Genomic DNA, 14,120 nt, shown 5'->3' with positions numbered 1-14,120 from the left:
AAACTTACCCCCCTGCGGAAACCGGCGGCGAGGCATCCTCACGCCCCCCTGTCAGCAGACGGAAAACACCTTCAGACGGCGTCCCTTTCATCAGTGCCCCAAACCGGATCTGCAGGTTTTTAAGCGTCTGCTGATCCTGCGCTCTCGACGCATCCCCCCCGATTCGCAGGACGAGAGCCTGCTGTTCTGGCGAAAGCGTTTCTTTCGAAGCGCCACCGGCTCGCGGGAGACTGTCCAGCATGGGCACAAGCGCCTCAACCGCATAAGGCCAGTCCCCGGCCTTTTCAGCCATCTGTGCCCGCAAGGTCCAGGCCCGCGGATCGCGAATGGTCGCCAGCTCTGACACCGCTTCTTCCGGACGATGATCCGCCAGTGCAATACGCGCTTTCAGAAGCGCCACCTCCACGGACTGGCTGCTGCTTCCACCCGGAAGCGCCAGGGCAGCATCCGGAGATCCCTCGGCAAAACCCCCAAGATCCTGTCGTGCCGCCTTGAGGTCTCCCATATTCAGCTCAAGCGTCGCCAGCCGGATCCGAACATTCATCTCCTGGGTATTACTCCCGGACGCCAGAAGATCCCGCAGGGCCTCACGCTCCTGATCCGGCAAACCAAGTGCCTCGTAGCGGCGCGCCAGACCATCGAGAATGTCATCACGCAAGGCACTGTCTGACGCTTTGAGCAGCGCATCTTTCAGAAAGGCAACCTCGTTCATATTCTGCCGCGCGCCCGAAGACGCAGCCCTGGCCATCTGCCGGATAATGTCCGTTTCCTGCACAGCGACCTGGGCAGCATCATCCGGATACAGACGCCCCCATTCCTGCACTGCCGCAGCGGCCCCTTCGAGGTTTCCGCCTTCCATCAGGGCTTTGATCTGTAGAAGACGCCCATCCTTCTCGCGTTCCGCAATCCGAAGAGCAGGCAGGATGCCATCCACCTGATCCGCAACAGCCTGCGGGGGAAGTGTCTTTTTTTCCAATGCCCGCCGGAGCGAAGCTTCCCGAGCCACCGGCCAGATCAGCGGCGATGGGTCATGTGCAAGAATAGAAAGTTTCGCTTCTGCATCCGGCATATTCCGTCGCGCTGCCAGCAGAGCCTTCGCCAGAGCCACCTGCGGTCCGTTGGGAAACTGATCGAGCACTTTCGTGGCGCCATCACTTCCATAACGCGCGATCCACTGGGTCGCCAAAGGCAATAGCCGCTCCTTCAGCGGAGCTGCATAGGCCTGAAGAACAGGAAGTCCTGTCGCAATCAGATCTGCCGTCTGAAGACGGTCGCTTTCCGGAGACCCTGATGCGCTTTGTCCAACCCGACGGGAAGATGGCAGAAGCATCCGCATCATTCCGCGCCAGAGCTGGTCTTCCGGCGTACTCCCACCATCTTCTGCCAGCGAGGAAGAACCCGGCCGGGCATTGAGCACCGCCGATATCTGTTGCAGCCGGCGTGCTTCGGGCTTTTCCACACCCTCAGGCCAGTCCTGCAAAGCCACGTCCATGACTTCGCCCAAAAGTGGACCATTGCCAGCCCGTGCTGCCGCCTGCGCAACCCGCATCCGGGCACCAAAACGATCCCCCGAAGACGCCATGGCAGCAGAGGCCACACTCCGCCTGAGCGCTTCCCGCAGTTCTTCTGGGGTTCCCGGCCCCAGACTGACACCGCTCAGGGACGAGCCATAGGGTTGAAGCCGGTTGGATGCCATCAGCGGAAAACTGTCCGGCCCCATCGTATCCAGGATCAGTTTCCCACCCGCCTGACGCAGCTCTATGGTGTCGGAATCAGCCGCAACCACGACACCGATCAGACTGCTCCGGACCGCGAACCCGGTTCCCAGACGCCGCATGGACTGCTGAATGCGGCCTGAGCGCGTCATTCCAAGCAGCAGCCTTCGCCCTGAATCAGGATCATCCAGCGCGACAACCTGGGGCAGACCTTCCGCAACCGGCGGCGTGAACGTCAAGGCGTTTGCATCCTGCCCGAGCAGCATATCGGCCTGAGGCTTTACGTCCGCCGCAACTGACAGCGTCCACCCGGCCCCGACAGGACGAAGAACAGGATCGCGCTCGTCGGACAACGTTACGGTAATGACTGTCACATCTGACAGGATCCGGCTGGAAACAGATTTGAAAGGTCCGATCCCGGCCAGGCCCGCCGTATCCAGGACATGCCGCCCCGCTGCCAAGAGCACGATATTCTGCCCATTGCGGAACGCCGCGACAGGCGTCAGCTCACCCAGAGGCAGCCACAGTCCGGTTGCGCCCGGGACCTGCACGGACGTTCCATAAGTGGGATCTATCGTCACCTGTGACTGAGTTCCGGTGACTGAGGCCGGCCCTGCAGAAACCCGTTTTTCCTGTACTGCTTTTTCAGGATGCGGAAAAAGCGGCGACGGATCGTTCAGGAAAGCCCAGCCCGCAGGCAACAGCTTCTCATCAGGGGCTTTTGCAGGCCCAGTTTCTACTTTTTCCGGCTTGGCGCTGACAACTTTAGGCGCAGGCGCAGCCACAGCCGTTTCGAGCAGCGACAGGCTCAGTGCAGTGGCCAGAAACGCCCGTTTCATCCGTTACCACCGATCCGCGTGGCAGGCCGCGCATGAGAGTTCACAAGGAGCTGCGTGGCGAGAATGGCGCGCTGGGGGGACATGGCCTCCATGATTGCGGATGCCTTGCGCGGATTCATCCTGTTGAGCAGCGCTACGCCAACCCGCAGATCAAGGATATTGAAGATTGCTGCGGCATCTTCGGGTTTCATCGCCTGATAGATCTTGACCAGCCTGTCAGCATCATCATTCCGCAGCTGGTCCGTATGCTGTTCGCTGTTCTCAAGGGCAGTCCGGGAATTTTCCAGCGCTGTCATCCGTCGCTGCAACTCTTCCTCAGCCGCATCAACAAGGCGCTGGCGATCATTCAGTGCTGCATCACGCCGATCCAGATCCTTTTCCCTGGCAGCGAGCTGTTCCACGAGTGTGGGATCTGCTGGCTGCACCGTTAGTGCAGGCGCAGCTGGCACGGGTCCCTTGCAACCCCCGTGCGCGCACAGATCATCCGTTTTCGGAACAGCCGTCGCCAGGGTGGGGGCAGTTCCCGCGGGCTTAGGAGCCGCCGGTAGAGCTTCTGTCGGCGCAGCGGGCTGGACTTGCGGCTGCGGCTGCGGCTGCGGCTGCGGCTGCGGCTGCGGCTGCGGCTGCGGCTGCGGCTGGGCCATCGCAACAGTTGTCAGAGATGAAGACGGAGAATCCGCGTCGCCCATCAGATCACCCGCGATCGCGTAGATCTTGACCCCGAGAAGAACGATCATGAGACCGCAGGCAAGATGCAGGATACGGAAAAACATGACGTCTTATCCCTGCTTCTGCCGAAGAGCGCGCAGAAGTTCACGCTCGGCAGCACTCTTGCTGCCACTGGGCTTCATGGTCCGCACTTCGTCCGGCTTCAGGCGCAGCGCAGAGCGGAACGGGGCTTCCTCGGGCCGTTCCTCGACACGGGGAGACGCCTTCATGCCTGCGGTGGCGACACGCCCGGCGGGAAGGAGAGATTCCAGTTGCTGGGCGAGCGTCTCGGAGCGTTCGCACAGCATGGCCAGATCCCGCTTCAGGCTCTTGCCGGACTCAACGGTTTTCCCCAGGGCACGCCCGACGAGTTCCGTCGTCTGGCGCAGATGATCAATGCCCGACTGCGCCTGAGCACTGCTGGACTGGAGACTGGCGATCAGGGCATCAAGCTGTCCGCGGTCACGCCGCAGGACGGAGAGGGCACGCCCCAGATAGAGACTGTAGAAAATCGTCACCAGCAGCAGCACTGACAGGGCGATCTCGATCCCAAGCTGAAATCTGTCCATGAAATATGCTCCGCTCAGCTATAGGATGTGGCACGATCCGTGCCGGGTTTCTGGTTAAGAACGTCTTCGATCTTGACGGCGACCTGCCCCTGCTTTCGCCCGACACGTCCCGTAAAAAGGACATGTTCGCCACACCGCAGACTGACGGACGCATCCGGTTTGCGGCGCAGGACAAGCTGATCCCCCGGAGCGAGCTTCATGATATCTTTCAGATTCATGGTCTGCTCTTCCAGAACGGCATCCAGGGTCAGATCCGTCTGCCAGAGCTCTCGGGCGAGATGGTTTTCCCAGATGCCGTCATGACCGAATTTCTCGCCCATGAACTGCTGCAGCAGAATGTCTCTCACAGGCTCGAGCGTAGCGTGGGGGAGTACGATATCCACGTCTCCGCCGCGGCCTTCCATATCGATGCCGAACCGTGCGGTAACCACCCCGTTTCCGGCCCGGCAGATCATCGCGAAACGTGAATTCATCTCCAGTCGCTCGAAATGAAAATTGACGGCGCAGAGCGGGCTGAAACTCGTTTCCAGATCATCAAGGATAATCCTGACCATCGGCTCGATCAGCGCGCGCTCAATGGCGGTATGATGCCGTCCGGTCTGGCGGCTGGCCGGAGCGGTGAGAGCACTGTCGCCACGGATATGCCCCCCGAGAAGGGCATCGACGATGCTGTAGATCAGGGAGGAACTCAGTACGACGACGCCGTAATTGTCCCACTCTTCCGCCTTGAAGACCGCGAACATGGCCTGTCCCGGCACGTTTTCGAGATAATCTCCAAAACGCTGGGAGCCCAGGCGGTCCATGGACGCCTCGACATTATCGCTGGTGAAATTGCGCAGGCTGGTCGTCAGGATTCTGGTAAAACGGTCGAAGACCACTTCAAGCATCGGCAGCCGCTCGGACGAGACACCCGATGTGCTGACCACGCGCTCGATACCGCTGCTGTCAGCAGCACCCGTGACCACAGAATCCTTGCCGAAAAAGCTGTCGATCTCGGCCTGGCTGAGAACATGGTCTTCATCGCTGTCATGGCCCAGCCCTGCCATGCCCTGTCCAGACAGGGGAAAGGCGGCGGCGGGTATGTCCGTGCCCTGGTCCGCGAAAGCGGTATCAGCCTGTCGGTCGTCACTCACTGCACCAGCACCTCTACGAAAAAGAGATCCCTCACACGCAGGGGCGCCACGATATTGGTGATCTGTGCCAGCATTGTTTCGCGCAGCCGGTAGATACCGCTGCCGGAAAGCTCCGAAGGCTGCATTCCGTGCAGACAGGTCTGGAACGCATCCTGGATCTGCGGCATCAGGGCCGCGATATTGGCGGCGTCCTTGCCGTCCTCGACCTCAAGCCGGGCACCGATCCGGGCGTATCGCGTGCGATCCATACCGGAGTCGAGATTGGACAGAATGGTCGGAATGGTGATGGTGGTCCACTTCACCGGCTGAGGGGCAGTCTTGGCGACCGGGGTTGCCGCATGATGAAAATGCTTCCATGCAAAGGCTCCACCACCAGCCAGAAGCAGGCATGCCAGCACTGCAAGGATGATGATCTTGCGCTTACCCCCCTTCTTGACCGGGGTTTCGTTTTCCGGAGTCTCCGTCGTCACCGTTTGTCTGCCTTCTCTTTCGGACAGCGCTCATCATCGGCATAAAAGATTAACAGTGGGTTTATGATGCTCAGGAAAAGGCGAGTCTTCCTTCAGACTGGAACCATCATCCTGAGCCTTGCGGCCCTTGCAGGCTGCGCGTCCCAGCGTTCTCCGTACGACCGGTACTATTCCTCAAGCAATGCTTATCGCGCGCCCGGTCCGGCCAGCGATCCGTGGGGCCCGTACATCCTTCAGGCCGCAAACCGCTTCTCGATTCCCCAGGACTGGATCCGTGCCGTGATCCATCAGGAATCGGGCGGTCACCAGTTTCTGGACGGGCGGCCCATCACGTCCCATTCCGGGGCAATGGGCCTGATGCAGCTCATGCCCCAGACCTATGCCGACATGCGCTCGCGCTACGGTCTGCGTTCGGATCCTTACGAGCCGCATGACAATATCATGGCAGGCACGGGCTATATCAGCATCCTCGCCCGGAAATACGGGGCTCCGGCCTTTCTGGCCGCTTACAATGCCGGTCCGCAGCGGCTTGAGGACTATCTCTACGAAGGGCGGCAACTGCCCAACGAAACCGTCAATTACGTTGCGAGCATCACGCCGCATCTCGGCACGCAGGTCGCCATGACGGGTCCGCTGGCGGCCTATGCCACCGCCGATCAGCTGAACGCCTCGCAGTCCGGCATGGCCCTCGCAGGTCTGGCCCCGGCCCAGACAGCGCCTGCGCCGGTCATGACGGCGTCAGCCCGCAGTGTGGGGCAGGTCTGGGCCAGCCGGCATGTCACGAGTGCCGCCGCCCAGACACCCATCGCAGCCCCCAGCGCCGTTCCGTGCAACCCGGACGATGCCTACGATCCCGATGTGCCGTGTGCCGTCCAGCCCGTCAGCACGCCTCCCCTCGCCGCACCGTCCCCGACCTTTGTTTCCAGGCCTGCTGGCGATACGCTGACCATTCAGGAGCCGGTCTCTTCACGCCCGCTCCCGCCCGCCCCCGCCATTCCGACGCCCCATACGCTGCCGACACAACCAACAGAATCGACCACCATGGTTGTCGGCTACAGGCGTCCCGGAAGCTATGGCCCCTGGGCGGTTCAGGTGGGGGCCTTCGGCAGCATCGGACAGGCGAAGTTTGCGGCCACCATGGCGCGACAGGCCGCGTTTACATCGCTTCAGTCCGCCCGAATCGAAGTTCATCCCACCCCCAGCCATGGCACCACGGTCTGGCGGGCCCGTCTGACGGGGATCAGCCGTGTCGGAGCGGCGCAGGCCTGCTCGACTCTTTCCGGACAGGGAATGGCCTGCATGGCTGTCCCGCCGGGACATTGAAAGCACAGTCCGGGGAACAGTTTCGGCCTCAGAAGCAATCCGCGTTGGCAATGCGGTCACTTTCGCCTATGTTCCCATGCATGCCACACATAGCTGACGCGCATGAAGCGTAGGCCCTCACGGCCCGGCCTCTCGTCATGCCCCATACAGCTTTACCGACACCTTTTACGACGACTTCCCAGGACGCGCAGATGACGACAAGCCCGGCTCCCGATCACACCCCGACCCATGCAGGGGCCATCAGTGAGGAAGGCTATCACAAGGACCTCGGACGCCGTCATGTGCAGATGATCGCCATCGGTGGCGCCATCGGAACAGGACTGTTTCTGGGCGCGGGCTCACGCCTTCAGGTGGCCGGACCGTCCCTTGCGATCATCTATGCGATCTGCGGCGTCTTCTCGTTCCTGATCCTGCGTGCGCTGGGCGAACTGGTCATGTACCGCCCGACCAGCGGCAGCTTCGTGACCTATGCGCGTGAGTTCCTTGGCGAGCGGGCCGCCTATATGGCGGGCTGGCTGTCCTTCCTGAACTGGGCCATGACCGGCATCGTCGATATCACGGCCGTGGCGCTCTACATGCATTACTGGGCGGTGTTCCTGCCGGTTCCACAATGGGCCTTCGCACTCGCGGCCCTGGCGATCGTCGGCACCATGAACATGATCGGCGTGCGCTATTTCGGCGAAATGGAGTTCTGGTTCTCCCTCATCAAGGTCGTGGCACTGGCGCTCTTTCTCATTGCCGGTGCCGTCATCCTCGGGACACGCATGCCGGTGGCGGGCCATACGACCGGCTTTCACCTGATTACCGAAAACGGCGGTATTTTCCCGCATGGCCTGTTTTCGGCCCTCATGCTGCTTCAGGGCGTGGTTTTCGCCTATTCGGGCATCGAACTGCTGGGCACGGCCGCAGGCGAGTGCGAGGACGCGCGTGAGATCCTTCCGCGCGCCATCAACAGCGTCATCTGGCGTATCGCCCTGTTCTATGTGGGCTCCGTCATCCTGCTAGTCTGCCTGCTGCCCTGGACGGAATACCATGCCGGGACCAGTCCGTTCGTGACGTTCTTTCAGGCGCTCGGCATCCCGGGCATCGGCACCATCATGAACATCGTGGTGCTGACGGCCGCCCTTTCCAGCCTCAATTCCGGCCTGTATTCCACCGGCCGCGTCCTGCGCGCACTGTCCCTTGGCGGCTCCGGCCCGAAGGCCCTGGGCAAGCTGAACCGCAGTTCCGTGCCCTATGTCGGCATCCTTACCACGCTGGCCGTCTATCTGGTCGGCGTGATGCTGAACTACCTCATCCCGTCGCGCGTGTTTGAAATCGTCCTGAACTTCTCGGCGCTGGGCATCATCAGCACCTGGGGCTTCATCCTGCTGTGCCAGCTCCGCCTCCGGGCTGCGATCAACCGCGGGGACATTGCGCCGACAGGCTTCAACATGCCCGGCGCGCCTTACACAACCTGGGCTACCCTGGGCTTTCTGGGCTTCGTCCTGATCATGATGGCCTTCGACTACCCCGACGGCACGATCACGATCGGCGCCATCCCCCTGATCGGCGCCATCCTGATTGGCGGCTGGTGCCTGCTGGATCGCGGTCGCCGCCACGGCTGATCCTCTTTTCCCACACAAAAAAGGGCGCTCCTCGGAGCGCCCTTTTTCATATCCGCATGAGGCGAAACCTCAATGCGTCCGACCGAGTTCGGACCACAGATAGGCATAGCTCAGCGCCTGAGTCTGGGCGATTTCCTTCTGGCTGGCGCCAAAACCATGACCGCCTGCCACCTGCTCCCAGTAATAATACGGCAGCTTCAGCTCACTCATGCGCCACGCAAAACGGCGGGCATGAACGGGACCAACGCGATCGTCCTTGGTGGTCGTTTCAATGAACGGCACGGGATATTTCACATCCGGCTTCAGGTTCTGAAGCGGCGAAATCCCGCGCAGGAACGCCTTCTGCTCCGGGATGGAGACCGTTCCATATTCACCGACCCAGGACGCACCCGCCGACATGTGCTCGTAATTCATCATGTCGAGCAGCGGCACCTCGATATCAACAGCCTTCCAGAAATCCGGATGCTGCGTGAACTCAACGCCCATCAGCAGGCCACCATTGGAGCCGCCCTGAATCGCCAGATGCTGCGGGGACGTCACCTTGCGGTCCATCAGGTCCTTCGCCACGGAAGCAAAATCGTCATAAATCTGCTGGCGATGCGTCTTCAGTCCCGCATCATGCCAGGCCGGTCCAAATTCCCCGCCACCGCGGATATTCGCCAGAACATAGACACCACCGCGCGACAGCCAGTTATTGCCAATCCCGGCCGAATAGAACGGGAAAAGCGGCACTTCAAACCCGCCATACGCATAAAGCAGCGTCGGATTGGTGCCATCCAGCTTCATGTCCCGACGATGCACGATGAAATACGGAACGCTGGTTCCATCCGTCGAGCGTACTTCCTGCTGTTCCACCGTCATGTCCGAAGCATCGAACTGTGCCGGCAGCGTATGGATCTTCTGCACCGAAGCCGTATCGCTGTTGATTTCCCACAAGGTGGTCGGGCTCAGAAATCCGGTCGAAACGGCATAGGCCAACGGGCTGTCCTCGTCGACGCTGGCCAGATCCACCGACATGTTCTGCGGCAGCGGCAGGTCCCGGTGCGTGAAGCCCGTACCGGACGGCGTATAGATCGAGATCCGGCCCCGCACGTTATCGTAAAGCGTGACGATCAGATGGCCGTGGCTCGTGGACACTTCCTCGATCATCTGCTTCCCGGTCGGTGCCAGCAGAAGCTGGGGTGCGACGGTTGCGGCTACCGGATCGACCAGCACCACACTCCCCTGCGGAAAAGTCTGCGTCCCGACCTTCCAATCTTCCTTCAACTGTACCACCAGCCGGCCATTGAACAGCCCCGCCACGTCCGCCTTCAGGGGAATGGCGACCGGCGTCACCTGACCATCGCGATACAGGAACAGTTTCGACGAAAACGCATCCAGACCTTCGCGGATCAGCGTGACCTGATGCCCGGCTCCATCATGCAGGACTTCCGGCCCGACCTCGACGTCCTTGCGGTTGCCGGTAAAGACCGCCTGCGCTTCGGCCAGAGACTGCCCGCGCTTGAGAAGCTTCACGATATACGGATAGGACGATTCCGTGAGATCGGCATCCGTCCAGGGATAGCTGACCAGAAGCGTATCCCGGTCCAGCCAGCTGGAATCCTGCTTGGCATGGGGCAGGCTGAACCCGCCTTCGACAAACTTTCCAGTCCGGAGATCGAACTCCCGGACGGTCTTGGCGTCCTCGCCACCGTCGGAAAGGTAAAGCAGGCAGAGATTCTGCTGACTGTGCAGGCAGTCCACGCCTCCATAGACCCAGTTGCGCTTTTCCTTCGCCGCCAGCGCATCGAGATCCAGCGCCACCGTCCATTCCGGATGCTCGGTCGCATAGGAGTCCGGCGTGGTCCGACGTAGGATGCCCCGCAGGTGCCGGTCATCACGCCAGAAATTATAGATCATCCCGTCAATCTGGATCGGCGAGGCCAGACGGTCATGCGTCTGAAGCAATTTCAGGGATTTATCATACAGCCCCTGATAAAGCGGCCCATGACCCAGAAGACGCAGGGTCCGGTCGTTCTGTGCCTTCACCCAGGACATGGCCTGCGCGCCATTGATATCGCTCAGCCAGGCGGGGATGGTGTCGGGGGCATCGGCCGCATGAAGCGGCGTGAACATGCTGCCCGTCAGCAGAGCGGCCAGACCGACACGGCGGAAACTGCGGAGAACTCTCACTGTCGCAACACCTTCTGATTGTTTCAGAAGGAAACTGTCATTCCACCAGCGAAACCGCAAGTGTCGCCCCCGCAGGCGGCAGCCAGACCAGACAGGTCGTCCCTTTTCCCGGCGCACTCGCAATCCGCAATCGCCCGCCATGCCGGTCCAGAATATGGCGCACGATGGACAGACCCAGCCCCGTCCCCTGCCCGGCCCCGTCAGTCGGCGCCCCCACGCGATAGAAACGCTCGGTCAGGCGCGGCAGATGATGCGCTTCCATCCCGCAGCCATTGTCCTCGATCCCGAGAATGACGCCTCCATCCGCGGGCCAGCGATCATCCGGACTGGCCGCACGGCGCGCGGACAGGGTGATGGTCAGCGGATCGCCCTCCTGCGCGCCATAACGCAAGGCATTTTCGATCAGGTTGAGCAGGACCTGCACCATCTCATCTTCGTCAGCACGGACCAGCAGGTCGTCCTCGATCTCCAGCTTCAGGGTACGCCCTTCCTGCTCGAAACGCGGCGCAACTTCCCCGAGCACCACGGCCATGAGATCGGCCACGTCCACCACGTCCCGGGGGCGCTGATGCTCATGCGCCTGCACGCGCGACAGGTACAACAGACGATCGATCAGCCGTTTCAGCCGCTCGGACTGCTGGCGCATGATGTCGAGAAACTGATGCCGCATGACCGGGTTTTCCCCTGCCGCCCCCTGCAACGCATCGATGAACCCGCTCAGCGAGGCAAGCGGCGTGCGCAGCTCGTGGCTGGCATGGGCTACGAAATCCATACGCATCCTGTCCGCAGCCTGCGCCTCGCTCCGGTCGGTCAGCACCACCAGAACACGCCTGTCCTGCCCCTTCCCGCCCGGGAGCCGGCGCAGCATCAGGTGAAGCGTGCGCGGAACCGGCACATCGAGCGTAAAGGTCGTGGAGCAGACCGGCGGCAGATCCCCCCGATTGCTGCTGCCCGATGGACTGGCCGGAACCGGTGCCCGCAACGCCGCGGAAAGTGCAGCGCGCGCTGCGGGGTGACGCAGGATGGCGCCAACCGTCTCCCCGAACTGCGACGCGGCTTCCTCGTTGACCTGTACGATCGCTCCAAGCCCGTCCAGTACCACGGCGCAGGCTGGCAGCGGATCGACCGGCAGGTCGGCCGGAGACACGGGTTTCAGATAATCGTCAGGCGGAGACGTCGGAACCCGGGGCTGGCGCAGCAGGAGCCAGACTGCCAGCACCCACCCGGCCAGCGCCACGCAGACGAGGACCATGCCAACCTGTAATGGCAGCGTATCTGCTGCAGGCGGCAATCCCCCCGACGGCACCTTCAGCCGCCGTCCGTCGTCGGGCCGTCATCCAGGGCATAACCGGCCGCACGCACGGTCCGCACCAGATCGACCTCTCCCGGACCGTTGATGGCCTTGCGCAGACGCCGGATATGGACGTCGATCGTCCGGATCTCGACATGGATGTTCTGGCCCCAGATCCGGCGCAGCAGATCCTCGCGGGAGAACACCTTGCGCGGATTACGGATCAGCAAGTCCAGCAGGCGGTATTCCCTCGGCCCGAGCGAGAGCATCCGCCCGGCCCGCTCCACGCGATGCGTTTCCGGGTCCAGCGTGATGTCCGCAAAGGACAGGCGGTCATAGGAAGACTGATGCCGGCGCAGCAACGCCCGAAGACGCGCATCGAGCGTATCGATGCTACACGGCTTCATCAGATAGTCGTCCGCACCCGTATCGAGCCCGCGGATCGCATCCTGCTCGGCCGAACGCGCAGTCAGGAGCAGGACCGGCACATCACGCAATGCGGGATTGGCGCGGATCCGGCGACACACATCCAGCCCGGACAGTCCCGGAAGCATCCAGTCCAGCACTACGGCGTCCGGACGGGACGTTTCCAGCGCCAGAAGGGCGGCTTCTCCGTCCTCCGCCGTCTCGACGCGGTATCCACGCTGCTCGAGATTGTAGCAGGTCATCAGAAGCAGGGCCGGATCATCCTCGACCAGAAGAACAAGCCCCTTGGCGCGCGCAGACGATGGTCCCTTCACCGGACGTCAGGCTCCTGCATCGTCTCTGCTACCGTCAGGGCCGACGCCGGAGCCCCGCGCGGACGCAGGGACGGCAGGTTGTCGCCCGTCACGGCATAGAAGACGCGTTCGGCGATGTTGGTCGCATGATCGCCGATCCGCTCAAGGTTCTTGGCGATGAACAGCAGTTCCGTGCAGGCGCGGATATTGCGGGCATCTTCCATCATGTACGTCACGAGTTCACGGAACAGCGCCGTGTAATACTCGTCCACGGCACGGTCCGAATGCCAGACTTCCATGGCGCGGTTGGAATCCTGCTGCGTGATGGCATCGATCGACCGGCGCAGGTTTTCCTGCACCAGACGGCCCATGCTGCGCAGGCCCGAGAGCGAAATCTGGTTTTCCGGCATCCTGATCCGCAGGGAACGCCGTGCGATAGACGAAGCGTAATCACCGATCCGCTCCAGATCGCCGGTAATCTTCAGGGCTGCCACGATCTCGCGCAGATCGCCGGCCATGGGGCTTCGGAGCGCCAGCAGGCGGATCGCAAGGCTTTCGACCTCGCGTTCGAGCTGGTCCACTTCCGGGTCCTGCCGCGCAGCCGCATCGGCGGCTTCCTCATTGCGATCCGCGATGGCGGAAAGCGCGAGGGCCACCTGGTTTTCCACGATGCCGCCCATCTGCGCCATCATGGACCGGAGTTGGCCCAGCTCCTGCTCGTAGCTTTTGACGATGTGAGATCTGTCAGCCATGACGCGTTATCCAAACCTGCCTGTGATGTAGTCCTGGGTCTGCTGCTGCTTCGGATTGGTGAACATCCGGTCCGCGCTGTCCACTTCGATCAGCCGTCCCATGTAGAAGAATGCCACCTGGTCCGCGCAGCGCGCAGCCTGCTGCATGTTGTGGGTCACGATCGCGATCGTGAACTCTTCCTTAAGCTCATCGAGAAGTTCCTCGATGCGTGCCGTGGAAATCGGATCCAGTGCCGAGGTCGGCTCATCAAGCAGCAGCACTTCCGGCCGCGTCGCAATCGAACGTGCGATGCACAGGCGCTGCTGCTGGCCACCCGAAAGACCGGAAGCCGGCGCATGCAGACGGTCCCGGACTTCGTTCCACAGCGCCACGCGGGTCAGAACGTCCTGAACACGCGCGTCCATCTCCGCCTTGTTCAGCTTCTCATGCAGCCGCACGCCGAAGGCGATATTGTCATAGATCGACATCGGAAACGGTGTCGGCTTCTGGAACACCATGCCCACGCGGGCACGCAGGATGTTCAGATCCAGATCGCGCTCCAGAACATTGCGCCCGTCGAAAATCACCTCGCCCGTCGCGCGCTGGCCGGGATACAGGTCGTACATGCGGTTGAAGACCCGCAACAGCGTCGATTTGCCACATCCGCTCGGCCCGATCATGGCCGTGACCCGACGGGCCGGGAAGTCGATCGAAATGTCGTGCAGGGCGTGATTTTCGCCGTAGTAGAAGTTCAGGTTGCGGACAGCCAGCGCCACTTCAGGGCTTTTCGCCACCTGCGGATCAGTCTCGGTCATCATGGAATCCTGTATCATCCCCTGCCT

12 protein-coding genes are annotated in these 14,120 nt (G+C 61.9%); 2 read left to right on the top strand and 10 right to left on the bottom strand.

The features are described from left to right. Positions 1–4: 4 nt before the first annotated feature. The 5 genes from HKD31_RS01265 to HKD31_RS01245 form a co-directional block, all read right to left on the bottom strand. Positions 5–2,296, bottom strand: a complete 2,292-nt coding sequence (locus HKD31_RS01265; protein ID WP_194263905.1) for a tetratricopeptide repeat protein — start codon at positions 2,294–2,296, stop codon at positions 5–7. A 254-nt stretch (positions 2,297–2,550) separates the two neighbouring features. Further along, on the bottom strand, positions 2,551–3,327 hold the full coding sequence (locus HKD31_RS01260; RefSeq protein ID WP_194263906.1) for a MotE family protein: 777 nt from the start codon (positions 3,325–3,327) through the stop codon (positions 2,551–2,553). A 6-nt stretch (positions 3,328–3,333) separates the two neighbouring features. After that, entirely contained in the window at positions 3,334–3,831 is a 498-nt protein-coding gene (locus HKD31_RS01255; RefSeq protein ID WP_011252270.1) for a DUF6468 domain-containing protein, read from the bottom strand. A 14-nt stretch (positions 3,832–3,845) separates the two neighbouring features. Next, positions 3,846–4,964 carry a flagellar motor switch protein FliM gene (gene fliM / locus HKD31_RS01250; RefSeq protein ID WP_338085512.1) on the bottom strand — a complete coding sequence of 373 codons (1,119 nt, stop codon included), beginning with the start codon at positions 4,962–4,964 and terminating at the stop codon, positions 3,846–3,848. Continuing rightward, on the bottom strand, positions 4,961–5,434 hold the full coding sequence (locus HKD31_RS01245; RefSeq protein ID WP_194263907.1) for a flagellar basal body-associated FliL family protein: 474 nt from the start codon (positions 5,432–5,434) through the stop codon (positions 4,961–4,963). Before HKD31_RS01245 ends, fliM begins: the two co-directional genes overlap by 4 nt. 63 nt (positions 5,435–5,497) lie before the next feature. Here HKD31_RS01245 and HKD31_RS01240 point away from each other — a divergent pair, with 63 nt between their 5' ends. Together HKD31_RS01240 and HKD31_RS01235 are read left to right on the top strand one after the other, a co-directional pair. Next, a complete protein-coding gene (locus HKD31_RS01240) occupies positions 5,498–6,757 on the top strand; it encodes a lytic transglycosylase domain-containing protein (protein ID WP_194263908.1) in 1,260 nt (419 codons plus the stop codon). A gap of 191 nt (positions 6,758–6,948) precedes the next feature. Beyond that, a complete protein-coding gene (locus HKD31_RS01235) occupies positions 6,949–8,364 on the top strand; it encodes an amino acid permease (protein ID WP_194263909.1) in 1,416 nt (471 codons plus the stop codon). 69 nt (positions 8,365–8,433) lie between these two features. On the opposite strand, the gene HKD31_RS01230 is transcribed toward HKD31_RS01235, so the two are convergent. From HKD31_RS01230 to pstB, 5 genes are read right to left on the bottom strand one after another with little or no spacing between them, the layout of a single operon-like run. Continuing rightward, positions 8,434–10,536, bottom strand: coding sequence for a prolyl oligopeptidase family serine peptidase (locus HKD31_RS01230; RefSeq protein WP_338085511.1), 2,103 nt, complete (start codon positions 10,534–10,536; stop codon positions 8,434–8,436). 37 nt (positions 10,537–10,573) lie between these two features. Continuing rightward, positions 10,574–11,827, bottom strand: a complete 1,254-nt coding sequence (locus HKD31_RS01225) for a sensor histidine kinase (RefSeq protein ID WP_228120102.1) — start codon at positions 11,825–11,827, stop codon at positions 10,574–10,576. A gap of 17 nt (positions 11,828–11,844) precedes the next feature. After that, complete coding sequence (locus HKD31_RS01220; protein WP_194263910.1) at positions 11,845–12,567, bottom strand: response regulator; 723 nt, start codon at positions 12,565–12,567, stop codon at positions 11,845–11,847. Further along, positions 12,564–13,298, bottom strand: coding sequence for a phosphate signaling complex protein PhoU (gene phoU / locus HKD31_RS01215; RefSeq protein ID WP_194263911.1), 735 nt, complete (start codon positions 13,296–13,298; stop codon positions 12,564–12,566). The genes HKD31_RS01220 and phoU overlap by 4 nt, the downstream gene beginning before the upstream one ends. Before the next feature lie 6 nt (positions 13,299–13,304). Beyond that, the gene (pstB, locus tag HKD31_RS01210; RefSeq protein ID WP_062494365.1) at positions 13,305–14,093 is read right to left on the bottom strand and encodes a phosphate ABC transporter ATP-binding protein PstB; all 789 of its coding nucleotides are present in this window, start codon (positions 14,091–14,093) and stop codon (positions 13,305–13,307) included. Between the last annotated feature and the right edge of the window lie 27 nt (positions 14,094–14,120).

This window comes from Gluconobacter potus (assembly GCF_015244705.1).
Lineage (GTDB): Bacteria > Pseudomonadota > Alphaproteobacteria > Acetobacterales > Acetobacteraceae > Gluconobacter > Gluconobacter potus.
Note: the sequence above shows the minus strand (reverse complement) of the source record. Positions and strands in the feature narration are given on the sequence as shown.

What these genes read in the sequence shown, in the direction of transcription:
- HKD31_RS01260 (WP_194263906.1), bottom strand. Translation starts at nt 3,327, where the DNA reads ATGTTTTTCCGTATCCTGCATCTTGCCTGCGGTCTCATGATCGTTCTT.
- HKD31_RS01240 (WP_194263908.1), top strand. Translation starts at nt 5,498, where the DNA reads ATGATGCTCAGGAAAAGGCGAGTCTTCCTTCAGACTGGAACCATCATC.
- HKD31_RS01255 (WP_011252270.1), bottom strand. Translation starts at nt 3,831, where the DNA reads ATGGACAGATTTCAGCTTGGGATCGAGATCGCCCTGTCAGTGCTGCTG.
- phoU (WP_194263911.1), bottom strand. Translation starts at nt 13,298, where the DNA reads ATGGCTGACAGATCTCACATCGTCAAAAGCTACGAGCAGGAGCTGGGC.
- pstB (WP_062494365.1), bottom strand. Translation starts at nt 14,093, where the DNA reads ATGACCGAGACTGATCCGCAGGTGGCGAAAAGCCCTGAAGTGGCGCTG.
- HKD31_RS01235 (WP_194263909.1), top strand. Translation starts at nt 6,949, where the DNA reads ATGACGACAAGCCCGGCTCCCGATCACACCCCGACCCATGCAGGGGCC.